A 26,684-nucleotide genomic window follows, 5' to 3' on the forward strand; every position below is an offset into this window, starting at 1 on the left:
GGTGCTCCACGCGCGGAACCTGGAGTCGGTGTTCCCCACCGGCGACGGCGTCGGCCCGGTCGACCTGGACCTGCGGGCCGGTGAGGCCCTGCTCGTGCTGGGCCCGTCGGGAGCAGGCAAGTCCACCGTCCTGCGGTTGCTGAACGGTGCGGTGCCGCAGGCGGTCCACGCCCAGGTGACCGGTTCGGTGCAGGTGGCGGGGCGAGCCGTCGGCGAGCACCGCGTCGCCGACCTCGCCGACGTCGTCGGCGTCGTCCACCAGGATCCCGAGTCCGGCGTCTGCCTGCCCGAGGTCGACGACGAGGTGGCGTTCGCCCTGGAGAACCTCGGGGTGGACCCCGCCGCGATGCAGGACCGCTCGGCCGCGGCGCTGGCCCGGGCCGGCGCGACCCACCTGCGGGGCCGGTCGACGACGGGGCTGTCCGGCGGGGAACTGCAGCGGGTGGCCCTGGCCGCGGCCACGGTCGCCGGTCCCGCGCTGCTGCTGCTCGACGAGCCGACCTCGATGCTCGACGCCGACGGCGTGGACGCGGTCCGCTCGGCGATCGCAGCGGTCCGCCGGGACACCGATGCGGCGTGCGTCCTGGTCGAGCACCGGCTGGACGAGTTCGCCGGCGACGCGGGGCTGGCCGGCCTGCCCGAACGGTGGCTGGTGCTGGGCCGCGACGGCCGCGTGCGTTTCGACGGGCCCTGCACGGAACTGGGCGCCGACGTGGCCCGCGACCTGGTGACCAGCGGGTGCTGGCTGCCGTTCGACCTGGAGTGCCTGGCGTTGTTCGGCACCGGCTGGTCGCCGGAGGTCCTGCAGCGGGCCCTGGCCGCCGCCGCACCCCCGCAGGTGCCGGCGCGCGGGCAGGTGCTGCTGGCGGCGCGCGGCCTGCGCGTCGGCCCCTCGCGCCACGAGGTCGTCCTCGGCCCGGTGGACCTGGACCTGCACGCCGGGGAGGTCGTCGCCCTCCTGGGCCCGAACGGCAGCGGGAAGTCGACGTTGCTGCGCACCCTGGCCGGCGTCGCGAAACCCCTGGGTGGGTCCATCGAGGGGCCGCGGCCGGGGCTGGTGTTCCAGAACCCCGAGCACCAGTTCGTCGCCGGTACCGTGCGCGGCGAGGTGGCCCACGGCGTCCGGGACCTCGCGCGGGTGGAGGCCGAACTGGGCCGGTTCGACCTGCTCGGCGTCGCCGGTCACGATCCGCACCGGCTGTCCGGTGGTCAGCAGCGCCGGCTCAGCCTGGCGGCCCTGCTCGTGCACGACCGGCCCGTCCTGCTGGCCGACGAGCCCTGCTTCGGCCTGGACCGGACGGCCACCACGGCCGCGACCACGGCGCTGCGCGGGGCCGCCGACGACGGTCGCGCCGTCCTGTTCTCCTGCCACGACCTGCGGGCCGTCGCCGGCTGCGCGGACCGGGTGCTCGTGGTGGCCGAGGGGGAACTGCTCGCGACCACCACCCGGGACCTGCTGGTCGACGACGACCTGTTGCGGCGGGCGCGGTTGCGTCCGGCGCGGTGGTTGTGCGACCTGGCCCGTTCCGTGCCGGACTCGGCCGGACTGCGCGCCGTGCTGACCGGACTGGACCGGCTCGCCGCCGGACTCGCCGCGCCGGTGGCGGTCTCGTGAACCGCGTCGTCGCGCAGAACTCGTGGCTGGCCCGCCGGAACCCGACCGTCAAGGCCGCGGTGCTGCTCGTCGTCTCGCTGGGGACCCTCGCGCTGACCGACCTCGTTCCCCTGCTGGCGCTGTACGCGCTGGCGGTCGCGGGCGTCCGCCTGAGCGCCGCGGTGCGGTGGCGGGCGCTGTTCCTCGCGCAGGTCCCGTTCGTGCTGTTCGGGATCGGCCTGGTGGCGGTGAACGCGGTCAGCCGCCCCGTCGACGGGTGGACCGTCGGCACGGCGCTGGCGGTGCGCGGACTGCTCATCGGGGTGCTCACGATCGGGTTCCTGGCGAGCACCCCACCCCGGGAACTGGTGGTGAGCCTGGTGCAGCACGCCCGGCTCAGCCCGCGGTACGCCTACGCGCTGCTGGCCGGGCACCGCATGCTGGCGGCGATGCCGCAGCGGTGGGCCACGATCCGCGCCGCCCACGCCGTCCGTGCGCCGCTGGACCGCCGGGGCCGGCCCCGCACGGGAGCCGGCGCCGCGGCGCGGTCGGCGTTCGCCCTGCTGGTCTCCTCCCTTCGCGCCGGCGAACGCACGGCCCTGGCGATGGAGACCCGCGGTCTGGGTGGCCCGCACGTCCGGGACGGTGCGGCGGCCCGTGCCGATCGGGTGGGCCGACGCGGTGTTCGCGGCCGGCGTCGTGGCGGTGTTCTCGGCCGCGGTGGCGGCGGGCTGGAGCTGACCGCCCAGCCGGCCGTCCGGCGGGAGTCAGTCCTGCCCCGCCGCGGAGGTCACCTCGTCCCACGCCCGGGCGATCCGCTCCACCGCCTCCCCGAGCGGAACCTCGACGCTGTGACCGTCCTGGGAGCGCAACGCCGTCGGCAGGCCGATCTGGGCGATCCGCCCGGTGCCGGAGAACACCCGGCCGGGCACCCCGTCCGGCTGCAGCTCCAGCCGGCCCGTGGAGTCCTCGCGCAGCGGTGCGGGCAGGTCGGCCCGCCGTTGCGCCGCCACGGCCACGTGCACCCCGTGGGCGCTGCCGCGACGGGCGATGGTGGTGACGGCCGCGGTCAGGTCGTCGTCGCCGGGGTCACCGCCGGGCGAGGGCCAGCCGTCGACGACGAGCACGACGTGACCCCGCCGCCCGGTCTCCTCCCCCTCGGCCGGGAGCGCGTCGCGGTCGTCGAGCACCGCGGTCACCAGCGCCAGGGCGCGGCGCACCAGGTCGGGGCGGTCACGTCCGACGACCGTCGCCACGTGCGGCAGACCCGCCAGGACGGACAGCCCGCCACCACCGAGGTCCAGGCACAGGAACCGCACCTCCGTCGGGGTGTGGGTCAGCGCCGTCGCGAGCACGGCCGTGCACAGGGTGGTGGTCCGGCCGGTGCGCGGTGCCCCGACGACGGCCAGGTGCCCCGACCCCTCGGTCCAGCGCAGCCACAGGTGCCCGAGCCGCTGCCGCCCCGGACCGCCGGCGATGCCGATGGGCGCGGTCAGGGTCCCGCCGGGACCGTCCACCCCGAGCCCACGGCCGGCCACCGGTCGGACGGTGCCCAGCAGCAGGCCCACCGGGAACTGCCGCGGCAACGAGCTCGGCTGGACCTGGTGCAGCGCTGCGGCTCCCGGTGCGGCCGCCCGGGTCACGACAGCGACGACGGAGTCGGCCGCCGCGATCGCGAACCGGCGCGGAGCGCTGGAGCCGCGGACGAGGTCGGCGGCTGCGGCCGGGGCGGCGGGCACCTCGATCCGCAGGGACGGCAGGACGTCCAGGGCGCGCAGCGGGTCCGCGTCCGCGTGGGAGGTGGCGAGCAGCAGGTGCATCCGCAGCCGGGCCCCGCTGCGGCCGACGTCCATGAGCACGTCGAGCAGCTCGGGGGTCCGCTCGAGCGGCTCGGCGACCTCCCCGAGGACGACCAGGAGGTGCGGCAGGACGGGGGCGCCGGGTTCGCGCAGGACCCGCAGCCGCCGCTGCAGCTCGGCGCGCAGCGTCGCGGCCGGGTCGCCGAGCGCCGCGACGTGCGGGGCCGGGACCAGGTCGGCGAGGGTTCCGGTGCCCTCGGCCAGCAGCACCGCCAGGTCGTCCGGCGGGTGCGTGGCCAGCAGGCCCGTCACGAACGTGCGCAGCACGTGCGAGGGGTCGGTTCCCCGGTCCCCGACCACGAGGACGTGCGGTGCGGCGCCGACCGCCGACTCCCCCAGGTCCAGCACGACGGCGGCCCCCTGCGCGTCGAGACCGACCGGCACCCGCAGTCCCGTCCCGGATCCGCGCCGCCAGGCGGCGGCGACGTCGAACTCGGCGGTGTCGCTGCTGCCGAGCAGGCCGGCCAGGTCGGGGACGGGCAGGGGCGCGGGCTCGGGCTCCGGTGCCTGTCCGGGCTCCGGTAGGGGGTCGGGTGCGGGAACGGGCCTGGGTGCGAGCACCGGCGCGGGCGCCGGCCGCAGCACGGGTGCCTGCCGGCGCGGGACGGGCGCCAGGACGGCCTCGCGCATCCGGGGGCGCCGGAAGCTGGCGAACCCGACGGCGAGGAAGGCCACGTACCCCGCCACCGCCGCCACCAGGTAGGAGGGGTCGCGTGTCGTCAGGGCGAGGACCAGCAACCCCGCGCTGGCCAGTGCGGGCAGCAGGAGCAGGACCATCCGGTTCAGGGCCACGACGGTTCCTCCTTCCGGCTCAGCGCCGGCCGCGGTCGCCGGAGCCGCGGTGGTCGCGATCCGCCCAGCCGTCCCCGTCGGTCCCGTCCGACCAGTCGGTCCCGTCGGTCCGGTCGGTTCCGTCGGTCCGGTCGGGCCAGTCCGTCCGGTCCTCGGGGGGGTCCTGCTGCGCGTCCCACCGCCAGTCGTCGTCACCCGGCGTGCCGGGTTCCCCAGCCGGTTCCTGGGCCGGTTCCTCGGCCGGTTCCTGGGGGGTCGCCAGCAGGGCGCGGTCCGGCGCCGGTTCGACGGGAGCGGGTTCGGCGGGAGCGGGTTCGGCGGGCGCGGGTTCGGCGGGCGCGGGCTGGGCGGGCGCCGGTGCCTGCGGGAGGGACGCGCTGGCAGACGGCTCCGCGGCGAGCGCGGGCGCCGCGCTGGGCGCCGGTGCGCTCGCGGGCGCACCGGGAGTGCCTGTGGCGGAGGGCGTGGTCGCAGCACTGGTCGTGGGGGTCGGCCGAGGAGCGCCGACGACGCTCGTGGCCGGCGCCGCGATCCCGGGGTCGTCCGGTTCCTGCGCCAGGGCGACCGCCCCGGCCGCCAGGGCGACTCCCAGCGTCAGGCCGACCAGGGCGAAACCGCCGCGCGTCATCCGCTCGGGGTGGGGGTTCGGACTGGTTCCAGCAGGGGGCATCGCCATCCGCTCCAGAGTCCGTGCGCCGGGGGCGCGATCGACAGGCCGTGCTGCCGGCGGACGCTAGCAGCGGGGGCGGGGCCTTCTGGAGATCCGCACCGGAAGCGGCAGGAGCCTGTCGAGCCTCCGCCGGAACCTCCCGCGCGGTGAACCTCGGGCCGGCCGGGTCCCGGACGCCTCGACGACGAAGCCGCCCGCGCCGGGACGAACCCGGCGGGGCGGCTGCGTGCGGGGAACTCAGGCGGTGACGACGACCGGGACGATCATCGGCCGGCGGCGGTGGGCCTGCGACACCCAGGTGCCGACCGTGCGGCGCACGATCTGCTGCAGCTGGTAGGTGTCCACCGGCCCCGTCGAGGCCTCGTTGAGCGCGTTCTCGACGCGCTTCTTCACCGTGGCGAAGCGGTCCTCGCCCTCACCGATGAACCCGCGGGCGTTGAACTCCGGGCCCGAGACGACCTTGCCGGTGACCGAGTCGACGGCGACGAAGATGGAGATGAACCCTTCCTCGCCCAGGATCCGCCGGTCCTTCAGGTCCGCCTCGGTGATCTCCCCGACGCTGGAACCGTCGACGTAGACGTACCCGACGGGCACGGCCCCGACGATGTTCGCCTCCCCGTCCACCAGGTCGATGACGACGCCGTTCTCGGCGATCGGCACCCGGTTGCGCGGCACGCCCGTCTTGACGGCGAGCTCGGCGTTGGCCAGCAGGTGCCGGATCTCGCCGTGCACCGGCATGACGTTGCGCGGTTTGAGGATGTTGTAGCAGTAGAGCAGTTCCCCGGCGCTGGCGTGGCCCGAGACGTGGATCTTCGCGCTCTGCTGGTGCACGATCGTCGCCCCGAGGCGGGCCAGGCCGTTGACGACGCGGAACACCGAGTTCTCGTTGCCCGGGATGAGCGAGCTGGCGAGGATGACCGTGTCGCCGCGGTCGATCGCGATGCGGTGGTCGCGGTTGGCCATGCGCGACAGCGCCGCCATCGGCTCGCCCTGCGACCCGGTGCACATGAGGACGACGCGGTCCTCGGGCAGGTCGTCGACCTGCTTGAGGTCGATGAGGATGTTCTTGGGGACCTGCAGGTACCCCAGGTCGGCGGCGATGCCCATGTTGCGCACCATCGAGCGGCCCACCAGGGCCACCTTGCGGCCGTGCGCGTCGGCGGCGTTGAGCACCTGCTGGACGCGGTGCACGTGCGAGGCGAACGAGGCGACGATGATGCGCTTCTCCGCACGGCCGAACAGCTGTTCCAGCACCGGGCCGATGTCGCGTTCGGGGGCGGTGAACCCCGGCACCTCGGCGTTGGTGGAGTCGACGCAGAACAGGTCCACGCCCTCGTCGCCCAGGCGCGCGAACGCGTTGAGGTCGGTGATGCGGTCGTCCAGCGGCAGCTGGTCCATCTTGAAGTCGCCGGTGTGCAGGACCAGGCCCGCGCCGGTGCGGATGGCGACCGCGAGCGCGTCCGGGATCGAGTGGTTGACCGCGATGAACTCGCACTCGAACGGGCCGAGCTGTTCCTTTTGGCCCTCGCGCACGCCCATCGTGTAGGGCTTGATGCGGTGTTCCTTGAGCTTGGCCTCGATCAGCGCCAGCGTCAGCTGGGACCCCAGCAACGGGATGTCCGGGCGCAACCTCAGCAGGTACGGGACGGCGCCGATGTGGTCCTCGTGCCCGTGCGTCAGGACGAGCGCGACGATGTCGTCGAGGCGGTCGGCGATGGGCCCGAAGTCGGGGAGGATGAGGTCGACACCGGGCTGGTGGTCCTCCGGGAACAGGACACCGCAGTCGACGACGAGCAGCTTGCCGTCGTACTCGAACACGGTCATGTTGCGCCCGACCTCGCCGAGGCCGCCGAGGCCGTAGACGCGCAGGGCGCCCCGGGCCAGTTTCGGCGGGCTCGTCAGTTCGGGGTGGGGGTGGCTCATGCGGCTCCTTCTGCGGCCTGGCGCGGCCGCGACCGTGGGACGGGTCGGATCAAGCGTTCACGGGCGCCGGGGTCAGCCCGGCGGGCGCGAGGTCGGCCGCGATGGCCTCGACCTCGTCGGGGGTGGCCGGCAGCAGCGGCTGCCGGACGGTGCGGCCGGTCAGGACACCGGTCAGCTCCAGGGCGGCCTTGACGGCGACGACTCCCTGGGTCCGCGTCATGATGGCGCGCACGACGGGCAGCAGCTGCGCGTGCAGCGAGCGGGCGGTCGCCAGGTCACCGGCGTCGACGGCCGCGACCATCCTCGCGTACTCACGGCCGGCGACGTGGCTGACGACCGAGACGACGCCGGACCCGCCGAGCGTCAGCAGCGGCAGGTTCAGGGCGTCCTCGCCGGAGTAGTAGGCCAGCTCGGTGCGGGCCATGACCCACGAGGAGGCGTACAGGTCGCCCTTGGCGTCCTTGACCGCCACGATCCGGTCGTGCTCGCCGGCGCGCACGAGGGTCTCGGTCTCGACCGGCACCCCGGAGCGGCCGGGGATGTCGTAGAGCATGACCGGCAGCCCGGTCGCGTCGGCGACGGTCGTGAAGTGCTGCAGCAGGGCCTGCTGCGGCGGCTTGCTGTAGTACGGCGTCACGACGAGCAGCCCGTGGGCGCCGGCCTTCTCGGCCGCGCGGGCCAGCTCGACGGTGTGGGCGGTGTCGTTGGTGCCGACCCCGGCCAGGACGTGCGCGCGGGCACCGACGGCCTCCAGGACCACCCGCAGCAGGGCGTCCTTCTCCTCGTCGGAGGTGGTGGGCGACTCCCCCGTCGTGCCGGAGACGACCAGACCGTCGTGGCCGGTGGCCACGAGGTGCTCGGCCAGCGCCGCGGCGGCCTGCAGGTCCAGCGAACCGTCGGGCGTGAAGGGGGTCACCATCGCGGACAGCACCGTCCCGAAGGGACGAGGGGGCACTGCGGCGGTGGCGGTCGGCATAGGTGGAGGTTACCGCGCGCGCCGTGCGCGCTCCGACCCGCCGAGGACCCCACCGAGGAGCCGACCGGGGACCCGGCGCGGGAGGCCGCGGACGTGGAGGGACCCGGTCGCTGCCCGCTCGGGGGTCCGGGCAGCGACCGGGTCCCGGGTGGTCATCGCGACGACGTCCGGCGGCGTTACACCTGGCGCTGCGGGCCCGGGCCGCCGTCCTGCTGACGAACCCGCAGCCCGTCCGGCCCGGCGGTGATCCGCACGCCCGACAGCAACGGCACGACGAGGTCGGCCTCCAGCGGCCCCTCCGGGTGGGTCGTGCGGACGGCCAGGGTCGCGCACCCGGCCGCCCGGGCCGCCGCCAGCCCGGCCGGGGCGTCCTCGACGACCAGGCAGTCGGCCGGGTCCACCCCCAGCCGCTGCGCGCCCAGCAGGAAGCAGTCCGGCGCCGGCTTGCCGTTCTCGACGTCGTCGAAGGTCACCAGCGCCGTGGGCTCGGCCAGCCCGGCCGCGTACCGGCGGGCGTCGGCCAGCGGCCGCGAGCAGGACGTGACGATGGCCCACGCCTCGGCCGGCAGCCCGGCGAGCAGGTCGGGCACGCCCGGCAGTTGCACGACGCCCTCGACGTCGGCGATCTCCAGCTCGAGGATGCGCGCGGCGGCCTGCTCGGCGCTGCCGGCGCCCACCAGCTCGGCGACGATCTCGGGCGCCGGCCGCCCGTGGCCGTGGGCGGCCACCAGCTGCTCGCCGGTGATCCCGTGCTCGAGGGCCCACGTCGTCCAGCACCGGGCGATGGCCGCGGTGGAGTCGACGAGGGTGCCGTCCATGTCGAACAGGATTGCGGCGAACGGGCGATCCAGGACCGGGGAACTCACTCCCGCAGCCTACGTCGCCCTCCTGCCGTGACAGGCTGTGCCGGTGCGGACCTCCATCGCGACCGTCAGTCTCGCCGGAACCCTGCCGGAGAAGCTGCGGGCCGCGGCCACCGCCGGTTTCGACGCCGTGGAGGTCTTCGAACCCGACCTGGTGACCTGCCCGCTGCGACCGGCGCAGATCCGCACCCTGGCCGCCGACCTGGGCCTGCGCATCGCGCTGTACCAGCCGTTCCGCAACCCCGACGACACCGATCCCGGTGTCGTGGCCGGGGTGCGGGAACGGCTGCGCCGCAAGAGCGAACTCGTCCGCGAACTGGGCTGCGACCTGATGCTCGTGTGCTCCTCGGTCCACCCCGGCGCGGTGCGCGACGACGAGGAACTGGCCGCGCAGCTGGCGCGGCTGGCCGACACCGCCGCCGACGCGGGCGTGCGGCTGGCCTACGAGGCGCTGGCCTGGGGAACGCACGTGAACGACTACCGGCACGGTGCGCGGGTCGTTCAGCTGGCCGACCACCCCGCCCTGGGAACCTGCGTCGACTCCTTCCACGTGCTCTCGCGCGGGGACGATCCCGACGACGTCGCCGGGCTGGAGAAGCTGTTCTTCTACCAGGTCGCCGACGCCCCGCCGCTGGGGATGGACGTCCTGCCGCTGTCCCGGCACCACCGCCTGTTCCCCGGCCAGGGCAGTTTCGACCTGCCCCGCTTCCACCGCGCCGTGCTCGCCGCCGGGTACGACGGCCCGGTGTCGCTGGAGGTGTTCAACGACCTGTACCGGCAGGCCGACCCGGCGCGCACCGCCGTCGACGGCCTGCGCTCGCTGCGGCTGCTGGGCGACCGCACCGCCGCGGAACCGACCGCGGCGCCGGAACCCACGGGCTGGGAGTTCGTCGAGGTCGCCACCTCGCCGGAGGGTTCGGACGCGGTCACGGCCCTGCTGTCGCGCCTGGGTTTCACCCGCACCGGAACCCACCGGCGCGGGGAGGTCGACCTGTGGACCAACGGGCAGGTGCGGGTGGTGCTGAACCGTCGCCCCACCACCGAACGCGCCAAGCTGACCTCCCTCGGGCTGCGGGTCGGGCAACCGCAGGCGCTGGCCGACCGGGCCCGGGACCTGCTGGCCCCGGTGGTGCACCGGCCCGTCGGTCCGGGTGAGGCGGAGATCCCCTCGCTGATCGCGCCGGACGGGACGTGGTTGCAGTTCTGCGGCACCGGACCGGACTGGCTGGGCGACTTCCTGCCGACCCCCGGGCGCCCGGCCTCCGGGCCGCGCCTGCTCGGCGTCGACCACGTCGCCCTGCCGCAGCCGTTCGCGGGTTTCGACTCCGCCGGCCTGTTCCTCACCGCGGTGCTGGGTCTGGGTGCGGGCGAGGTCAGCGAGATCGCCGCACCGGACGGACTGGTGCGTTCCCGCGCCCTGCAGACCCCCGACGGTGCGGTCCGGATCGCGCTGAACGTCGGGCCCACGACGGCCACCCTGCGCGGGCGGCCGCTGACCTCCGGGCACGTCGCCTTCGGCACCGACGACGCCCTCGTCGCCGCGCAGGAGTTCGCCGCCGCGGGCGGGGAGGTGCTGCCGGTCCCGGACAACTACTACGACGACCTGGGCGCGCGGTTCGGCCTGGACCCGCAGTTCTGCGACGCACTGCGCCACCGGGGCGTGCTGTACGACCGGGACGAGTCCGGCGGGGAACTGCTGCACTTCTTCGCCCGTGCGGTGAGCCGGGAGTTCTTCGTCGAGGTCCTCGAACGCCGCGGCGGGTACTCCGGTTTCGGCGCCGCGAACACCCCCGTCCGGCTGGCCGCGCAGCGGACCGCCCCCGCGGAGTAGTCCTCAGGGCAGCAGGACGATCCGGCCGCGGCGGTGCGGGAGTTCGGCGGTCGCGAACGCCTCGGCGACCTCGGTCAGCGGGAACGCCTCGGCGATCGGGACGTGCAACCGGTCCGCCGCCACCAGCTCGACGAGTTCGGCCAGGACCTCCGCGCGCCGCGCCGGCGGCGTGCCGAACTCCAGGTCGGCCTCCCGCGGCAGCGTCGCGACGCACCGCCCGGGGTCGACGCCCAGCGCCTGCGCGAGGTGGTCGGCGTCGGCGCCGGTGGTGTCGATGACGACGTCGACGCGCGACGTCCGGGCCCGCACGACCCGCGCCAGCAGGCCGGCGTCGCCGGGCACGACGGCGTCGGCGCCGTGGGCGTGCAACCACTCGTGGTGCTCGGCCTCGGCCACCCCGAGGACGCTCGCCCCGCACAACCGGGCCAGCTGCACGGCGAGGGTTCCCACGTCGGAGGTGGCGCCGACGACCAGGACGACGTCCCCGTCACGCACGGCGGTGTCCTGCACGCACGTGTAGGCGGTCACCCCGGCCACGTACAGCGCACCGGCGACCTCCCAGGACACCGCAGCGGGTTTGGCCACGAGGGCCTCCGCGGGCACGACGACCGCCTCGGCGTGCCCGCGGTGCTCCGGGCTCCAGCCGAGCACCTCGTCGCCGACGGCGAAGTCCTGGACGCCCTCACCGACGCCGGTGACCACGCCGGCGAACTCCGCACCGGTCCCGGCCGGGAAGGTCATCGGGTACAGCTGGGCGAGCGCGCCCTCGCGGGCGGCGGACTCCCCGGCGGTGATTCCGGCCGCCCGCACGGTCACCCTCACCTCGCCCCGTCGGGGCGCCCCGGAGGGCACGTCGACGACCTGCAGGACGTCGGGTCCGCCCCAGCGCTCGAAGCGCACCGCTCTGGTCATGGCGGGCAGAGTGGCCTCATCCGGGGCTGTGGGCAAGCCGGGGCCGCACGCTCAGCCGCTGGGGTGGCGCCGAGGGGGTCCGCGAGGTCGCCTCCCGCCGGTCGCGGGCAGCGCCGGGCCGGACGCATGGCGGGGCCGGGACCGGGTACTGGACCGTCAGTTCGCCCTGAGGACAACCGGAGGTCGCTCGTGAAGATCGTCGTGTCGCCGTACCCCGCACCCGGCACCGTCGCCGACGGGCCGCTCGCCGGCGGGACCCACCGCGCGGGGCCCGCGTGAGGGCGCCGGGACACGGCACCGCACCGGCAGGTCTCCTGCTGGTCCCGGTGCTGCTGGTGGCCGGTTGCACCGGGCAGGACGCCGACGGGGACGCCGCCACCGGCGCCGCCTCGTCCGCGGCGTCCCCGTCCTCGTCCGCGTCGGCCTCCTCCGGCGGGTCCGGCGCCGGGATGTCGGCGGCCGACCTGCAGGGCTCCTACCAGCAGGTCATCACCCAGGTGCTGCCGTCCGTCGTCGAGATCAGCACCGGCAGCGGGCTGGGCAGCGGTGTCGTCCTCGACGACCAGGGCAACATCGTGACCAACGCGCACGTGGTCGGGACGGCGACGCAGTTCCAGGTGCAGTTCGCCAACTCCGCGACCGCCTACCCGGCGACCCTGGTCGGCACGTACCCGGCGAACGACCTGGCCGTCGTCCACGTCCAGGGTGCTCCGGAACTGCACCCGGCGACGTTCGGCGACTCCAGCGCCGTCGACGTGGGCGCCATCGTGCTGGCGATGGGCAACCCGCTAGGCCTGTCCAGCAGCGTCACCGACGGCATCGTGTCCGCGGTCGGGCGGACCGTCAGCGAACCCGCGGGAGAGGGCTCCCCCGGCGCGACGCTGCCGGGCACGATCCAGACCTCGGCGTCCATCAACCCGGGCAACAGCGGTGGGGCGCTGGTGAACCTGGACGGTGAGGTCATCGGGATCCCGACGCTGGCCGCGACCGACCAGCAACTCGGCGGCGCCGCCCCCGGCATCGGGTTCGCCATCCCGTCCAACACCGCCAAGGACATCGCGACGCAGCTGGTCGAGAACGACGGCAAGGTCCTCGATTCCAACCGCGCGGCGCTCGGCGTCACGGTGACGACGGTCGCGAACGCGTCCGGGCAGGCCGCCGGCGTGGGCGTCGTCGCCGTGGAGTCCGGCGGCGCCGCGGACCGCGCGGGCATCCGCGCCGGTGACGTCATCACCTCGGTGGCCGGGCAGGACCTCACGAGCACCGCTCAGCTGTCGGCCGTGCTGGCCGGCCAGCAGGTCGGCGCGAGCGTCGACGTGACGTTCGTGCGGGACGGCGACGAGCAGACCGTGGGCGTCGTGCTGGGCGAGCTGACGACGGGCTGACCGCTCCGCTCCGGCGCGGGCATGGACACGGGCAAGCACCGACCAGAGGAGGACCACGTGCAGATCGGCTACAAGCTCGCCACCGAGGCGTTCGACCCCAAGGAGATCGTCCGGCAGGCCGTCGCGGCCGAGCAGGCCGGGTACGACTTCGTCGAGATGAGCGACCACTACCACCCGTGGCTCGACGTCCAGGGCCACTCCGGGTTCACCTGGGACATGCTGTCGTTCATCGCGGCGCGCACCGAGCGCGTCGGCCTGGTGACCGGCGTGACCTGCCCGAGCGTGCGGTACCACCCGGCGATCATCGCCCAGGCCGCCGCCACACTGGCGATCCTGTCCGACGGCCGGTTCACCCTCGGTGTCGGCGCGGGGGAACGGCTCAACGAGCACGTCGTCGGCCGGGGTTTCCCGGGGGTCGCCGAACGCCACGAACGGTTCCGCGAGGCGCTGGAGATCATCCGGTTGCTGTGGCAGGGCGGGTACCGCAGCTACGAGGGCAAGCACCTGCGGCTGGAGGACGCACGCGTCTTCGACCTGCCCGACGAACTGCCCGTCATCGCGGTGGCCGCCAGCGGGAAGGCGTCCGCCCGCATCGCCGCCGACCTCGGCGACGGACTGTTCGCCACCGAGCCGAAGGGCGAGATGGTCGCGGCCTGGAAGGGGTCCGGCGGGTCCGGCCCGGCGTACGCCGAGGTGCCGATGGCCTGGGCACCGGACGAGCAGTCCGCCGTCGACGCGGTGCTGGAGAAGAGCCGGTGGGCGGTGACCGGGTGGAAGGTCATGTCCGAACTGCCCAACCCGGTGAACTTCGACGCCGCCACGCAGACCGTCACCGCCGAGAACGTGCGCGCGCAGTTCGCCCTCGGTCCCGACGTGTCCGCCTACCTGCCGGTGGCCCAGCAGTTCGTCGACGCCGGGTTCGACCACCTCGTGACGCAGAACGCCGGCCCGGACCCGGACGGGTTCCTCGAGTTCGCCGCCCGTGACCTGCTGCCCGCGCTGCGGGGGCTCAGCGCCGGCGGCGGCGCAACCGCCGGCTGACCACCACGAGGTCCGCGAGCGCCACCGCGGCCAGCACGGCGAGGACCCAGCCGGGTGCCCGGCTGCCGCCCGGCGGGTCCTCGACGGCGAACCACAGGGCCGCCAGGACGGTGCAGGCGACGAGGCCGAAGGCGGCGAGGACGGCGCGCAACCGCAGCGGGGAGCGTGCCGTGCGGGCTTCGTCGCCGGTCCGGCCCCGCGGCTGACCGGGGTCGTCGGGCACGGGACCGACGCGGAGCCGGTCGGCGGGACGGTCGGTGCGGTGGGCTCGGGTCATGCCCGTCACCTACCCGCCCGCGCCGTCCACCACGCGCCGCGCCGGTGGGGACGGCCACCGTCCGCTGAGCCGTGTACCGGCGTCCGCAGCGGGTAGGGACCGGCCATGGTCACCACCGAGCAAGTGCTGAGCACGCTGAAGGACGTCAGCTACCCCGCCGAACGGGAGGACCTTCTGCGGGCGGCCGAGGAGGCCGGCGCCGGCGAGGACGTCCTGAAGGTCCTGCGGGCCGTTCCCGCCGAGGAGTACGGCAACGCCGAGGAGGTCGCCCGGTCCGTCGCGACCGACGAGCCCGTCGACGCCCGCACCGCCGGCGAACAGGCCCGGCAGCAGTCCACCTCGCACATCGCGGCCGGTGAGCGGCCCGTGCCACCCGACCCGACGGACTACTGAGCGCGACGCTCACCCCGTCGCCAGCAACCGCCCGACCTCGGCGTCGGAGGTCGGCGAGAAGTCGGCGTAGGCCTGACCCACCGCGGTGAAGGGCCGTGGCCGCCACGGGCACACGACGGCGTCCGCGGTGCGGCCCAGCAGCGTGCACGCCTGCGCCGAGCCGACCGGGGCCGCCACCACGACGCGCCCGGGACGTCGGTGGCGCACCGCGGCCACGGCGGCCCGCAGGGTGGCCCCCGTCGCCAGCCCGTCGTCGACGAGGAGCACGGTCCGGCCGGCGAGGTCCAACGGCGGGCGCTCGCCCCGCCAGCGCTGCTCCCGGTCGCGCACCTGCTCGCTCTCCCGGCGGCGGACCGCGTCGAACTCGGCCTCGGGAACGGCGTGGGAACGCAGCACGTCCTCGTTGCGGACGACTTCGAGCTCACCGCCGACTCCGGCCACCGCCCCCATCGCCAGTTCCTCGTGCCCCGGCAGGCCGAGCTTGCGCACCACGAGCACGTCCAGCGGGACGTGCAGCGCCGAGGCCACTTCAGCTGCCACCGGCACCCCACCGCGGGGCAGCCCGAGCACGACGGTGTCGTCGGCGCGCCGGTCCGGGGCCAGGAGCCGGCCCAGTTCCCGCCCCGCCTCGGCGCGGTGGGCGTAGGGAGGCCGGGACACGACCACCTCCTGCGGGTCTCAGCCCGTCGTGGGCCGAGCGGCCCGCACGTCCTCACGGATGCTGGCCAGGGTCTCCTCGGGCCACAACGGACCGACGCGGCGCAGTTCGGCCAGGCCCGCCGACACCAGCAGCGCCGCACCACCGCCGTAGGCCAGCGTCCCCACGAACGCGGCGGTGGTCGGCGGCAGCACCTTCCCCAGCAGGCGTACCGTGAAGGCCGCGGACGTGCCCGCCGCCAGGCCCCCCAGCACCGCGCCTCCGCCGATCATGGCGGCCGCCCTGGACGCCTCCTTGGCCTTGGTCAGGAGTTCCTGCTGCCCCCTGCGCACCTCGGCCCGCACCAGCTTCGCGGTGTCGGAAGTGAGTTCGTCGACGAGTTCACCCGCCGTGCGGTTGGTGCGATCGGTCATCGGTGGCCTCCGGCAGATCTCGCGTGTCCCGTCCCGTCCTTCGCGGCCCGCCCGGCTGACCGTCGACGCGCCGTGGACCGTACGCCCGGAACCGTACGCCCCGGGTCCGGTGCCCGCCCGTCGATGGACGCCCGCGACGCGTGGACCGTCGACGAACGGGTAGCGGAACGTCCTGGCCGTACCTGACCACCCGTCCGTGGATCCGCACGGCCACGGGAGGTCCTCGGACCGCGCACCGTCGGTTGAGCGTGCGACCACCTCACCTCCGGGGTGAGGATCAGAACATCCACCAACGACCAGGAGGTCGGATCACGTGAAGGCCGTCGTCTACCAGGGCCCCAAGGACATCGCGGTGAAGGAGGTCCCCGACGCGAGCGTCGCGGACCCCACCGACGCCGTCGTCCGCATCACCACGACCAACATCTGCGGGTCCGACCTGCACATGTACGAGGGCCGGACCAGCGTCGAGGAGGGCAAGGTCCTCGGCCACGAGAACATGGGGATCGTCGAGGCCGTCGGCTCCGGCGTCACGCGCGTCAAGGTCGGCGACCGCGTGTCCGTGCCGTTCAACATCGGCTGCGGCAGCTGCCGGAACTGCGTGCACGGCTGGACGTCGTTCTGCCTGCGGATGAACCCGATCGAGGGCATGGACGGCGCCGCCTACGGCTACGCCAACATGGGTCCCTACGACGGCGGGCAGGCCGAGTTCCTGCGGGTTCCGCACGCCGACTTCAACCTGCTCGAACTGCCCGAGGGCAGCGAGCACGAGAACGACTTCACGATGCTGTCGGACATCTTCCCCACCGGCTGGCACGGGGTGGAACTGTCCGGGATGGTGCCCGGAGACGACGTCGCCGTGTTCGGCGCGGGCCCCGTCGGCCTCATGGCCGCGCACAGCGCCCTGATCAAGGGCGCGTCGCGGGTCTTCGTGGTCGACAAGGAAGCGGACCGGCTGGAGCTGGCGGCGAGCATCGGCGCGATCCCCGTCGACTTCTCGACGGGCGACCCGGTGGAGCAGATCACCGAGCAGACCCGGGGCCGGGGCGTCGACCGCGGCGTCGAGGCCGTGGGGTACCAGGCGCACGACCCGTCCGGCGACGAGCACCCCGAACTCGTCCTCGACAACCTCGTGAAGGTCGTCCGCAGCACCGGCGGGATCGGCGTCGTCGGCGTCTACATGCCGCAGGACCCCGGCGCGGCCACCGAGGGCGCGAAGGAGGGCCGGATCGGCTGGGACTACGGGACGTTCTTCACCAAGGGCCAGTCGATGGGGACGGGGCAGGCGCCCGTCATGCGCTACAACCGGCAGCTGCGCGACCTCATCGTCGCCGGCCGGGCGACGCCGGGGTTCATCGTGTCCCACGAACTGCCGCTGGACCGGGCGCCGGAGGGCTACCGGAACTTCGACGACCGCGTCGACGGGTGGACCAAGGTGCTGCTGCACCCCTGACCGGTCCGCACCGCACGCAGGACGCCCCCGGCCGCTCGGCCGGGGGCGTTCTGCCGCGGACGTCAGCCGGGGCCCTCGACGAGCAGGGTCAGCCAGGCACCCTCCGGACCGCCCGCAGCCCGCACGGGACTCGGTCCCGCCGGTCACGGCCTCCCGAGCCGTGCCGGCCAGGGCGGACCTCCTCGTCGCTGGGTTCGCACGGGCGGTCGGCCCGCACTGGCCGGGCGGTACCCGGTGGCAGCCCGGCGAAACCTTCCTCCGTGCGAGCTCGGCGCGCGGCGTCGTCCTGCCCCGCCTACGGTCGGTGCTGCGGAGACGGCGCACAGGACGGGAGTGGACGGTGCTGGGACTGCCCGACGGAGTGAGGGCCTGCTTGTTCGACCTCGACGGGGTCCTGACGGACACCGCGGCGGTGCACAACGCGGCGTGGAGGGCGACGTTCGACGGGTTCCTGCGCGAGCGCGCCGCAGCGACCGGCGAGCCGTTCGTCCCGTTCGACCCCGACGCCGACTACCGCCGCTACGTCGACGGCAAGCCCCGGCTGGACGGGGTGCGCGACTTCCTCGCCTCCCGCGGCGTCGACCTGCCCGAGGGATCGGCGCAGGACCCGGCCGACCAGCCGTACGAGGGGGCCACGGTCGCCGGGCTGGGGAACCGCAAGAACGCGGACCTGTTGCGGCGCATCGCTTCCGACGGCGTGGAGGTGTTCGAGGGGTCCCGCCGGTACCTGAAGGAGGCCCGGGACGCCGGCCTGCGCCGGGCCGTGGTCTCCTCCAGCGCCAACACCGCGCAGGTGCTGGCGGTGACGGGGCTGGCCGACCTGGTCGAGGCCCGCGTCGACGGGGTGACGTTGCGCGAACAGGGGCTGAACGGCAAACCGGCCCCGGACAGCTTCCTCGCCGGCGCGCAGGCTCTCGGGGTCGACCCGGCGCAGGCCGCGGTCTTCGAGGACGCGCTGTCCGGTGTCGAGGCCGGTCGTGCCGGGGGTTTCGGCGCCGTCGTGGGCGTCGACCGGGTCGGCCACGCGGACGCCCTGCTCGCGCACGGGGCGACGGTGGTCGTGCGCGACCTGGGGGAACTGCTGCAGGACGACCGGTGATCGCGCAGGGCACCTTCCCCGTCGAGCCGTGGACGGTGCGGGAGAAGTCCCTGGACCTGACCCTGCTCGGGTCGGCGGAGTCGCTGTTCGCGTTGTCCAACGGGCACATCGGCTTCCGCGGCAACCTCGACGAGGGGGAACCGCACGGCCTGCCGGGCACCTACCTGAACTCCTTCCACGAGGACCGCCCGCTGCCGTACGCCGAAGCGGGGTACGGCTACCCCGAGGTGGGCCAGACCGTCGTCAACGTGACCGACGGCAAGATCGTCCGGTTGTTCGTCGACGACGAGCCGTTCGACGTCCGCTACGGGCGGTTGTCCTCGCACGAGCGCGTCCTGGACCTGCGCGCGGGAACGCTCGTGCGGGCGGCCGACTGGACGTCCCCGTCGGGCAAGCGGGTGCGGGTGCGTTCCACCCGCCTGGTCTCCTTCGTGCAGCGGGCGGTCGCGGCCGTCGAGTACGTCGTGGAGGCCCTCGACGACGTCCGCGTCATCCTGCAGTCCGAACTGGTCGCCAACGAGGCGCTGCCGCAGCAGTCCGGTGATCCCCGTGTGGCGGCCGTGCTGACCTCGCCGCTGGTCAGCGTCGAGCACGACTCCGGCCTGGCCGGGGCGACGCTGGTGCACCGCACCCGCAGCAGCGGGCTGCAGATGGCGGCGGGCATGGAGAACCACGTCGAGGCGCCCGGTCGCGTCGAGGTGGAGACGCACGACGCCCCCGACTGGGCCCGCACCACGGTCGTCTGCGTCCTGGCCGCCGGTGAGCGGCTGCGCCTGGTCAAGTTCCTGGCCTACGGCTGGTCGGCCCAGCGGTCGCAGCCCGCGCTGCGCGACCAGGTGGCCGGTGCGCTGTCCGGCGCCCGGTTCGCCGGTTTCGAGGGGCTGCTGAGCGAGCAGCGCGCGTACCTGGACGACTTCTGGAACGCCGCCGACGTCGTCGTCGAGGGTGACGCCGAGGTGCAGCAGGCCGTGCGGTTCGGCCTCTTCCACGTCCTGCAGGCCGGCGCGCGCGCCGAACAGCGCGGCATCGCGGCCAAGGGACTGACCGGACCCGGGTACGACGGGCACGTCTTCTGGGACACCGAGGGCTACGTCCTGCCGGTGCTCAGCTACACGGCCCCGCAGGCCGCGGCCGACGCGCTGCGCTGGCGGGCGCGGACGCTGGACCAGGCCCGCCGGCGGGCGCGCGAACTCGGCCTGGCCGGTGCGGCGTTCCCCTGGCGGACCATCCGCGGGCCGGAGTCCTCGGGGTACTGGCCGGCCGGCACGGCGGCCTTCCACGTCAACGGCGACATCGCCGCGGCCATCGAGCGGTACCGCATCGTCACGGGTGACACGAGCCTGGAGACCGACGGTGGCCTGGAGGTCCTCGTCGAGACGGCCCGGTTGTGGATGTCGCTGGGCCACCACGACGCCGACGGCCTCTGGCACGTCACCGGGGTCACCGGGCCCGACGAGTACACCGCCGTCGTGGCCGACAACGTCTTCACCAACCTCGTCGCCGCGCAGAACCTGACGGTGGCGGCGAAGGCCTGCCACCGTCACCCCGACCTGGCCCGCTCCCTGGGCGTCGGGCTGGAGGAGACCGCCGCCTGGCGCCACGCCGCCGACGCCGTGCACGTGCCCTACGACGAGGACCTGCGGGTCCACCAGCAGTGCGAGGGTTTCACCCGCCGACCGGAGTGGGACTTCGCGGCGAACTCCGACTACCCCCTGCTGCTGCACGCGCCCTACTTCGACCTGTACCGCAAGCAGGTCGTCAAGCAGGCCGACCTGGTGCTGGCCCTGTTCTGGTTCGCCGACCGCTTCAGCGCCGAGGACAAGGCGCGCGACGTCGACTACTACGAACGCCGCACCGTGCGCGACTCCTCGCTGTCGGCGGCCATCCAGGCGATCGCCGCGGCCGAGGTCGGGCACCTGGAACTGGCCCACGACTACGTCTACGAGGCCGCCAGCATCGACCTGCGCGACCTGCACCACAACACCGGGGACGGGCTGCACATCGCCTCCCTGGCCGGGACGTGGCTGGCGCTGGTCAACGGTTTCGGCGGGATGCGCGACGCCGGCGGCCGGCTGGTGTTCAACCCCGCGCTGCCCTCGGGCATCTCACGGCTGATGTTCTCGGTCCGCTGGCGGGGCACCACGTTGTGCGTCGACGTCGGGCACTCGCAGGTCACGTACTCGGTGCGCGACCACGACGAGTCGGTCGAGTTCAGCCACGGCGAGGAGGTGCTGCACCTGCACGCCGGCGACTCCGCCACCCGGCCCGTGGTGGCCCCGACCCCGCTGCTGCCCCGCCCGCCCCAGCCGCCCGGCCGCGCCCCGGTGCGCCGGGGCGCGGACCACTGACCCGCGTCAGCCGTTCCAGTCCAGGCACAGCACGGTGGCGTCGTCCTCGAGCTCGGGCCCGGCGGCGTCGCGCACCGCCGCCGACAGTTCCTGCACCAGCTGCCGCGGGTGCAGGTCCTGGTGGTCGTGCAGCAGCGCGGGCAGGTCCACGTCGGCCGCGGCGCGTTCGAGCATGCCGTCGGTCACCAGCAGCAACCGGTCACCCGGTTCGATCTTCCACTCGTGCTCGACGTACCGCAGCGCCGGCGAGATGCCCAACGGCAGGTTGGGGGCGAACTCCAACCGCTCCACCCGCCCGTCGCGGACCAGGAACGGCGACGGGTGTCCCGCGTTGACGACGCGCGCGCGGCCGGTGTCCAGGTCGAAGGCCGCCATCCACCCGGTCACGTAGCCGAAGCCGTGCTGCCGCTCGTCGATCGCCTCGGCGGCCGACCCCGCCGCGGTCGCCAGCGAGTCGCCGGCCCGGCGGGCGTTGCGCAGCCCCGCCACCGCCAGGGTGGCCAGCAGCGCGGCGTCCACCTCGTGCCCCATCGCATCGGTGATCGAGACGTTCAGCGAGTTCGAGTCCAGCGAGTAGTCGAAGGTGTCCCCGCCGACGCTGCTGGCCGGTTCCAGCCACCCGGCCAGGGAGAACTGCCCGGCGTCGCAGCTGAAGGCGTCCGGCAGCAGCCGCCGCTGGATCTCCGCCGCCAGCGACACCGGCCGGCTGCGCTGACCCCACTCGTACAGGTCGGTGTAGCGGCGCTCGCTGGTGACGAGGTAGGCCAGCGCCTTGGCGGCGTCCTCGATCTGCCGCCGCTGCGGGACGGCGTGGGTGGGCACGACGAGCTCCAGGACGCCCATGGCGTCGCCGCGCGCGCTGACCGGCGCGAGCACCCGGACGCCGCCGTCCTCCTCGACGAACACCACGTCCTGGTCGGTCAGCGCCCGCACCGGGGGCGAGGAGGGGTCGGCGAGCGGGACCTGCTCCGCGTCCTCGGCACCGGGGCCCTGCCGGCGGGACTGGGTCAGCCGCACGAGCTGGCCGCCGTTGAGGTCGGTGATCAGGAAGCTGACCTGCTCCGCGCCGAACTGCTCGGCCAGCTCGAAGGCGAACAGCTCGACGGCCTGCACCGGCGCAGCCGCCTCGACCGCCCGGAGCAGTTGGGGCACCTGCACGTCGCCCACGATCCCGATCCTAGGGATTCCCGGCTCGGTGCAGCTTGACCGCGTGCCTGGCCGCGGCCCGGCCCCGCCGCCGGTCCCCCGAGGCGTCGTAGGCGATCGCGAGGCGGTACCAGGCGCCGGCGTCCTGCGGCGCGGCCTCGACCTCGGCACGGGCCCGCTCCCAGGACGCCTTGCCGGCCTCCCGGTCGATGCGCCCGGCCGCGGTGCGGTCCAGGTCGTCGACGGGCAGCTCACCGCGCTGCGCGAGCTCGCGGCCCAGGCGCTCGGTGGCGACCCCGAACACCAGCTCGCGCACGACCGCCCACAACCCGACGACCGGCAGCAGGAACAACGCGACGCCCAGGGCGATGCCGGCCCACTGCCCCGTCGCGATGAGCTGGTAGCCCAGCCGGCCGAGGAAGACGAAGTAGAACAGCAACGCCGCGACGCTGACGGCGACGACGATCTTGGTGCGCACGGGTCCGCCCGCTCAGCCCAGGTCGAGGTAGTGCTCGAGCCCCACGGTCACGCCCGGGCGGGAGGCGACCTGCCGCACCCCCACGAGCAGACCGGGCATGTAGGCGGCCCGGTCGTAGGTGTCGTCGCGGATGGTCAGCGTCTCCCCCGGCCCGCCCAGGACGACCTCCTGGTGCGCGGTCATCCCGCGCATCCGCACGGCGTGCACGTGGATCCCGTCGACGACGGCTCCGCGCGCCCCGGGCAGTTCGGTGGTCGTGGCGTCCGGCGAGGGGCCCAGCCCGGCCTGAGCGCGGGCCGCGGCGACGAGCTGGGCGGTGCGGATGGCCGAGCCGCTCGGCGCGTCGACCTTGCCCGGGTGGTGCAGTTCGACGACCTCGACGGACTCGAAGAACTTCGCGGCCTTGGCGGCCAGCTGCATGACCAGCACGGCCCCGATGCCGAAGTTCGTCGCGATGAGGACGTTGCGGTCCGCCGCCGCGGCCCACTCCCGCACCTGCGCGACGCGCTCGGGGGTGAACCCCGTGGTGCCGGTGACGACGTGCATCCCCTGCGCCAGCGCCCACTCGACGTTGCCCATGACCTGGTCGGGCACGGTGAGGTCGACGAACACGTCGGAACCACCCGCCGCGGCGAGGTCGTCGCCCCGCCCCAGCGCCGCGACCAGGTCCAGGTCCTCGGCGGCCTGCACCGCGGCGACGGCGAGGGAACCCATGCGTCCCCTCGCCCCCGCGACGGAGACCCGGATCGTCACTGCACGACCCCGGCGAAGGCGGAGTCGTCGGCGAACGGTCCCACGACCGTCACCGACCGCGGACGGGCCAGCAGGTCGGCCGCCATCTCCTGCACCTGCTCGGCCGTGACCGCGCGGATCCGGGCCAGCACGGCGTCGACGTCGAGGAACTGCCCATGGGTCAGCTCGGACTTGCCGAGGCGGTTCATGCGCGAGCCGGAGTCCTCCAGGCCCAGCACGAGCCCGCCGGACAGCTGCCCGACGCCGCGTCCCAGCTCGTCGGCCTCCAGCGGCGTCTTGGCGAGGCCCGCCAGTTCGGCGAGCATGAGGTCGGCGACCTGCCCGGCCTTGGCCGGCGAGCAGCCCGCGTACAGCCCGACGTAGCCGGAGTCGGCGTAGTTGGCGTTGAACGAGTACACCGAGTACGCCAGACCGCGCTTCTCGCGGACCTCCTGGAACAGCCGCGAACTCATCCCCCCGCCCAGGACGGCGTTGAGCACCGACAGGGTGAAGCGGCGGTCGTCGGTCGCGGTGATGCCGGTCATCCCCAGCAGGACGTGCGCCTGCTCGGTCTGGCGGTCCACCACCAGCGCCCGGCCCCGTTCCAGCCCGCCCTCGACCTGCCCGCTGACCCGCCGCGGCCGCGGCGCGGCCTCGCCCAGGTCGCCGGCGGCGCGGTCGAGTTCGCGCTGCACCGTGGCGACGACCTCGTCGTGGTCGAGGCCACCGGCGGCGGTGAACACCAGCGAGGAGGGCTGGTAGTGCTCACGGTAGTGCGCCCACACGTCGTCGCGGCCCACGGCCCGGATGGTCTCCGGGGTGCCGCCGATCGGCCGGGCCAGCGGGTGCCGGCCCAGGACGAGCTCGGCGAACTTCTCGTGCGCGACGTCGCCGGGGTCGTCGTCGTTCATCGCCAGCTCCTCGAGGATGACCTCGCGTTCGCTGGTGAAGTCGTCGTCGTCCAGGACGGCGGAGGTGACCATGTCGGTGACGACGTCGATGGCCATCGGCAGGTCGGCGTCGAGCACGCGCGCGTAGTACGTCGTGTGCTCCTTGCCGGTCGCGGCGTTCGCCTCACCGCCGACGGCGTCGAAGGCCGAGGCGATGTCCATCGCGTCGCGACGTTCGGTGCCCTTGAACAGCAGGTGCTCGAGGAAGTGCGTGGAGCCGAAGTGGCCGCTGGTCTCGTCGCGCGAGCCGACGCCCACCCAGCAGCCGACGCTGGCCGACCGCTGACCGGGCATCGCCTCGGTCAGGACACGTGCGCCGCAGGGCAGGACCGTGCGCTTGACGACGGCCCCGTCGGCGACGGACAGGACGGTGGTAGCGGGAACCCCGCCGGCTGCCGTGGTCGGCAGCTCGACGGGGTTCCCGGGGAGGTTGGACGTCACGTCAGGCGTCGGCCGTCTCGGTGCCCGTCTCGGTGCCCTCGGCGGCTTCCTCGGAAGCCTCCTCGGCGACCACGGGGACGAGCGACAGCTTGCCGCGCGGGTCGATCTCGGCGATCTCGACCTGGACCTTCTGGCCCACCGAGACGACGTCCTCGACGTTGTCGACGCGCTTGCCGCCGGAGAGCTTGCGCAGCTGCGAGATGTGCAGCAGGCCGTCCTTGCCGGGCAGCAGCGAGACGAACGCGCCGAAGGTCGTCGTCTTGACGACGGTGCCGAGGTAGCGCTCGCCGACCTCGGGCATCGTCGGGTTGGCGATGGCGTTGACCGCTGCGCGGGCCGCCTCCGCCGAGGGGCCGTCGACGGCCCCGATGAACACCGTGCCGTCGTCCTCGATGGAGATGTCGGCGCCGGTGTCCTCCTGGATCTGGTTGATCATCTTGCCCTTGGGCCCGATGACCTCGCCGATCTTGTCCACGGGGACCTTGACGGTGATGATGCGCGGCGCGGTCGGCGACATCTCGTCCGGGGTGTCGATGGCCTCGGCCATGACGTCCAGGATGTACAGGCGCGCGTCGCGGGCCTGGGTCAGCGCACCGGCCAGGACCGAGGCCGGGATCCCGTCGAGCTTGGTGTCGAGCTGGATCGCGGTGACGAACTCCTTGGTGCCGGCGACCTTGAAGTCCATGTCGCCGAAGGCGTCCTCGGCGCCCAGGATGTCGGTCAGCGCCGCGTACTGGGTCTCACCGTCGACGGTGTCCGACACCAGGCCCATGGCGATGCCGGCCACGGGGGCGCGCAGCGGGACACCGGCGTTGAGCAGCGACAGCGTCGAGGCGCAGACCGAGCCCATCGAGGTGGAGCCGTTGGAGCCCAGCGCCTCGGAGACCTGGCGGATCGCGTAGGGGAACTCCTCGCGGGCCGGCAGGACCGGGACGAGCGCGCGCTCGGCCAGGGCGCCGTGACCGATCTCGCGGCGCTTGGGCGAACCCACGCGGCCGGTCTCACCGGTCGAGTACGGCGGGAAGTTGTAGTTGTGCATGTAGCGCTTGCGCGTCACCGGCGACAGCGTGTCCAGCTGCTGCTCCATGCGCAGCATGTTCAGCGTGGTGACACCCAGGATCTGGGTCTCGCCGCGCTCGAACAGCGCCGAACCGTGCACGCGGGGCAGGACCTCGACCTCGGCGGACAGCGTCCGGATGTCGGCCAGCCCGCGGCCGTCGATGCGGACCTTGTCCTTGAGGATGCGCTGGCGGACCAGCTGCTTCTGCACCGAGCGGTAGGCCGCGGAGACCTCCTTCTCGCGGCCCGCGAACGCCTCGGCCAGCTCGCCCTTGACGCGGTCCTTGATCTCGTCGATCCGGGTCTCGCGCTCCTGCTTGCCGCCGATGGCCAGCGCGGCGGCCAGCTCGGTCGCGGCGGCGTCGAAGACGGCCTGGTAGGCGTCGTCGGCGTAGTCGGGGAACAGCGGGAAGTCCGCGGTCGGCTTGGCGGCCTTGGCGGCGACCTCGGCCTGCGCCTTGACGAGCTTGGCGATGTGCGGCTTGGCGGCCTCCAGGCCCTGCGCGACGATCTCCTCGGTCGGGGCGGTGGCGCCCTGCTCCTTGATGAGCGTCCAGGAACCCTCGGTGGCCTCGGCCTCGACCATCATGATCGCGACGTCCTCGGAGCCGTCCGCGGCGGTCACGACACGGCCGGCGACGACCATGTCGAAGACGGCGCGCTCGACCTCGGAGTAGCGCGGGAAGGCGACCCACTGGCCGTCGATGAGCGCGACGCGCACGCCACCGATCGGGCCGGAGAACGGCAGACCCGACAGCTGGGTCGACATCGAGGCGGCGTTGATGGCCACGACGTCGTAGGCGTCGTCGGGGTGGATGGCCATGACGGACACGACGACCTGGACCTCGTTGCGCAGGCCCTTGACGAAGCTGGGGCGCAGCGGGCGGTCGATGAGGCGGCAGGCCAGGATCGCCTCGGTCGAGGGACGGCCCTCACGACGGAAGAACGAGCCGGGGATCTTGCCGGCGGCGTAGCTGCGCTCTTCGACGTCGATCGTCAGCGGGAAGAAGTCGAACTGGTCCTTCGGCGTCTTGCCGGCGGTCGTGGCGCTCAGCAGGAACGTCTCGCCGTCGAGGTAGACGCTCGCGGAACCGGCGGCCTGCTTGGCGAGGCGGCCGGTCTCGAAGCGGACGGTGCGGGTGCCGAACGAGCCGTTGTCGAGGACGGCTTCGGCGGCGGTGATCTCGGGACCCTCCAAGGGGGGTTCCTCCTCCGGGTGTCGGAACGGGTGGGTGTGGACCCGCGCGCCCCGGCCTTCGATCGAGACCCACGGAGGAGAACCTCCGGAGGCCACTACCGAGGACCGGTGAAACGCTGCGGGTCCCTCAGGAGTCTGCCGCGAGTGCGGCCGGAATGCGCAGCAGGGGCGGTCCCGTGTCGCGGGACCGCCCCTG

The 26,684-nt window shown here is 74.2% G+C and carries 22 protein-coding genes and 1 pseudogene; 9 read left to right on the forward strand and 14 right to left on the reverse strand.

What is annotated here, in order from left to right:
* The first annotated feature begins 1 nt into the window (after window position 1).
* Both ACRYR2_RS14105 and ACRYR2_RS14110 read left to right on the forward strand, forming a co-directional pair.
* Window positions 2–1,615 carry an ABC transporter ATP-binding protein gene (locus ACRYR2_RS14105; RefSeq protein WP_432563510.1) on the forward strand — a complete coding sequence of 538 codons (1,614 nt, stop codon included), beginning with the start codon at window positions 2–4 and terminating at the stop codon, window positions 1,613–1,615.
* 59 nt (window positions 1,616–1,674) lie between these two features.
* Window positions 1,675–2,163: pseudogene (locus ACRYR2_RS14110) on the forward strand (energy-coupling factor transporter transmembrane component T family protein); the annotation flags it as partial.
* Between the two features lie 198 nt (window positions 2,164–2,361).
* Here ACRYR2_RS14110 and ACRYR2_RS14115 read toward each other — a convergent pair.
* The 5 genes from ACRYR2_RS14115 to ACRYR2_RS14135 all read right to left on the reverse strand — a co-directional run bounded on the left by ACRYR2_RS14115 (window position 2,362) and on the right by ACRYR2_RS14135 (window position 8,680).
* A complete protein-coding gene (locus tag ACRYR2_RS14115) occupies window positions 2,362–4,245 on the reverse strand; it encodes an FtsK/SpoIIIE domain-containing protein (protein WP_432563511.1) in 1,884 nt (627 codons plus the stop codon).
* A gap of 19 nt (window positions 4,246–4,264) precedes the next feature.
* Window positions 4,265–4,873: a hypothetical protein gene (locus ACRYR2_RS14120; RefSeq protein WP_432563512.1), complete on the reverse strand. Its 609-nt coding sequence runs from the start codon at window positions 4,871–4,873 to the stop codon at window positions 4,265–4,267.
* Between the two features lie 279 nt (window positions 4,874–5,152).
* The gene (locus tag ACRYR2_RS14125) at window positions 5,153–6,838 is read right to left on the reverse strand and encodes a ribonuclease J (RefSeq protein WP_432563513.1); all 1,686 of its coding nucleotides are present in this window, start codon (window positions 6,836–6,838) and stop codon (window positions 5,153–5,155) included.
* A 49-nt stretch (window positions 6,839–6,887) separates the two neighbouring features.
* The gene (gene dapA / locus ACRYR2_RS14130) at window positions 6,888–7,814 is read right to left on the reverse strand and encodes a 4-hydroxy-tetrahydrodipicolinate synthase (protein ID WP_432563514.1); all 927 of its coding nucleotides are present in this window, start codon (window positions 7,812–7,814) and stop codon (window positions 6,888–6,890) included.
* Between the two features lie 176 nt (window positions 7,815–7,990).
* Window positions 7,991–8,680 carry an HAD-IA family hydrolase gene (locus ACRYR2_RS14135; protein ID WP_432563515.1) on the reverse strand — a complete coding sequence of 230 codons (690 nt, stop codon included), beginning with the start codon at window positions 8,678–8,680 and terminating at the stop codon, window positions 7,991–7,993.
* A gap of 43 nt (window positions 8,681–8,723) precedes the next feature.
* Here ACRYR2_RS14135 and ACRYR2_RS14140 point away from each other — a divergent pair, with 43 nt between their 5' ends.
* Complete coding sequence (locus tag ACRYR2_RS14140; RefSeq protein ID WP_432563516.1) at window positions 8,724–10,508, forward strand: bifunctional sugar phosphate isomerase/epimerase/4-hydroxyphenylpyruvate dioxygenase family protein; 1,785 nt, start codon at window positions 8,724–8,726, stop codon at window positions 10,506–10,508.
* Between the two features lie 3 nt (window positions 10,509–10,511).
* Here ACRYR2_RS14140 and ACRYR2_RS14145 read toward each other — a convergent pair whose 3' ends face one another.
* The gene (locus ACRYR2_RS14145) at window positions 10,512–11,420 is read right to left on the reverse strand and encodes an NADP-dependent oxidoreductase (RefSeq protein WP_432563517.1); all 909 of its coding nucleotides are present in this window, start codon (window positions 11,418–11,420) and stop codon (window positions 10,512–10,514) included.
* A gap of 275 nt (window positions 11,421–11,695) precedes the next feature.
* Here ACRYR2_RS14145 and ACRYR2_RS14150 point away from each other — a divergent pair, with 275 nt between their 5' ends.
* Complete coding sequence (locus tag ACRYR2_RS14150) at window positions 11,696–12,805, forward strand: S1C family serine protease (RefSeq protein ID WP_432563518.1); 1,110 nt, start codon at window positions 11,696–11,698, stop codon at window positions 12,803–12,805.
* 57 nt (window positions 12,806–12,862) lie between these two features.
* The gene (locus ACRYR2_RS14155; protein ID WP_432563519.1) at window positions 12,863–13,846 is read left to right on the forward strand and encodes a TIGR03557 family F420-dependent LLM class oxidoreductase; all 984 of its coding nucleotides are present in this window, start codon (window positions 12,863–12,865) and stop codon (window positions 13,844–13,846) included.
* Here ACRYR2_RS14155 and ACRYR2_RS14160 read toward each other — a convergent pair.
* On the reverse strand, window positions 13,815–14,123 hold the full coding sequence (locus ACRYR2_RS14160; RefSeq protein ID WP_432563520.1) for a DUF6343 family protein: 309 nt from the start codon (window positions 14,121–14,123) through the stop codon (window positions 13,815–13,817). The genes ACRYR2_RS14155 and ACRYR2_RS14160 overlap by 32 nt on opposite strands.
* A gap of 105 nt (window positions 14,124–14,228) precedes the next feature.
* Between ACRYR2_RS14160 and ACRYR2_RS14165 the strand changes: the two genes are divergently transcribed.
* Complete coding sequence (locus ACRYR2_RS14165; RefSeq protein WP_432563521.1) at window positions 14,229–14,516, forward strand: DUF2795 domain-containing protein; 288 nt, start codon at window positions 14,229–14,231, stop codon at window positions 14,514–14,516.
* 9 nt (window positions 14,517–14,525) lie between these two features.
* On the opposite strand, the gene ACRYR2_RS14170 is transcribed toward ACRYR2_RS14165, so the two are convergent.
* Complete coding sequence (locus tag ACRYR2_RS14170) at window positions 14,526–15,176, reverse strand: phosphoribosyltransferase (protein ID WP_432563522.1); 651 nt, start codon at window positions 15,174–15,176, stop codon at window positions 14,526–14,528.
* A gap of 18 nt (window positions 15,177–15,194) precedes the next feature.
* Window positions 15,195–15,587: a phage holin family protein gene (locus ACRYR2_RS14175; RefSeq protein ID WP_432563523.1), complete on the reverse strand. Its 393-nt coding sequence runs from the start codon at window positions 15,585–15,587 to the stop codon at window positions 15,195–15,197.
* Window positions 15,588–15,900: 313 nt separating this feature from the next.
* Here ACRYR2_RS14175 and ACRYR2_RS14180 point away from each other — a divergent pair, with 313 nt between their 5' ends.
* The 3 genes from ACRYR2_RS14180 (at window position 15,901) to ACRYR2_RS14190 (ending at window position 20,484) form a co-directional block, all read left to right on the forward strand.
* Window positions 15,901–17,037 (forward strand): glutathione-independent formaldehyde dehydrogenase, encoded by a 1,137-nt coding sequence (locus tag ACRYR2_RS14180; protein WP_432563524.1) that lies wholly within the window; start codon window positions 15,901–15,903, stop codon window positions 17,035–17,037.
* A gap of 340 nt (window positions 17,038–17,377) precedes the next feature.
* Window positions 17,378–18,136 carry an HAD family hydrolase gene (locus ACRYR2_RS14185; RefSeq protein ID WP_432563525.1) on the forward strand — a complete coding sequence of 253 codons (759 nt, stop codon included), beginning with the start codon at window positions 17,378–17,380 and terminating at the stop codon, window positions 18,134–18,136.
* The gene (locus tag ACRYR2_RS14190; protein ID WP_432563526.1) at window positions 18,133–20,484 is read left to right on the forward strand and encodes a glycoside hydrolase family 65 protein; all 2,352 of its coding nucleotides are present in this window, start codon (window positions 18,133–18,135) and stop codon (window positions 20,482–20,484) included. The genes ACRYR2_RS14185 and ACRYR2_RS14190 overlap by 4 nt, the downstream gene beginning before the upstream one ends.
* Window positions 20,485–20,490: 6 nt before the next feature.
* Here the strand turns inward: ACRYR2_RS14190 and ACRYR2_RS14195 are convergent, their stop codons facing one another.
* The 5 genes from ACRYR2_RS14195 to ACRYR2_RS14215 are packed head-to-tail and all read right to left on the reverse strand — an operon-like array spanning window position 20,491 to window position 26,488.
* Window positions 20,491–21,651: a PP2C family protein-serine/threonine phosphatase gene (locus tag ACRYR2_RS14195; RefSeq protein ID WP_432563527.1), complete on the reverse strand. Its 1,161-nt coding sequence runs from the start codon at window positions 21,649–21,651 to the stop codon at window positions 20,491–20,493.
* A 10-nt stretch (window positions 21,652–21,661) separates the two neighbouring features.
* Window positions 21,662–22,108 carry a hypothetical protein gene (locus ACRYR2_RS14200; RefSeq protein ID WP_432563528.1) on the reverse strand — a complete coding sequence of 149 codons (447 nt, stop codon included), beginning with the start codon at window positions 22,106–22,108 and terminating at the stop codon, window positions 21,662–21,664.
* A 12-nt stretch (window positions 22,109–22,120) separates the two neighbouring features.
* Window positions 22,121–22,861, reverse strand: coding sequence for a 4-hydroxy-tetrahydrodipicolinate reductase (dapB, locus tag ACRYR2_RS14205; protein ID WP_432563529.1), 741 nt, complete (start codon window positions 22,859–22,861; stop codon window positions 22,121–22,123).
* A complete protein-coding gene (locus tag ACRYR2_RS14210; RefSeq protein WP_432563530.1) occupies window positions 22,858–24,231 on the reverse strand; it encodes a M16 family metallopeptidase in 1,374 nt (457 codons plus the stop codon). The genes dapB and ACRYR2_RS14210 overlap by 4 nt, the downstream gene beginning before the upstream one ends.
* 1 nt (window position 24,232) lies before the next feature.
* A complete protein-coding gene (locus ACRYR2_RS14215; protein WP_432563531.1) occupies window positions 24,233–26,488 on the reverse strand; it encodes a polyribonucleotide nucleotidyltransferase in 2,256 nt (751 codons plus the stop codon).
* Window positions 26,489–26,684 lie beyond the last annotated feature (196 nt).

It is taken from the genome of Kineococcus deserti (genome assembly GCF_050871945.1).
GTDB lineage: Bacteria > Actinomycetota > Actinomycetes > Actinomycetales > Kineococcaceae > Kineococcus.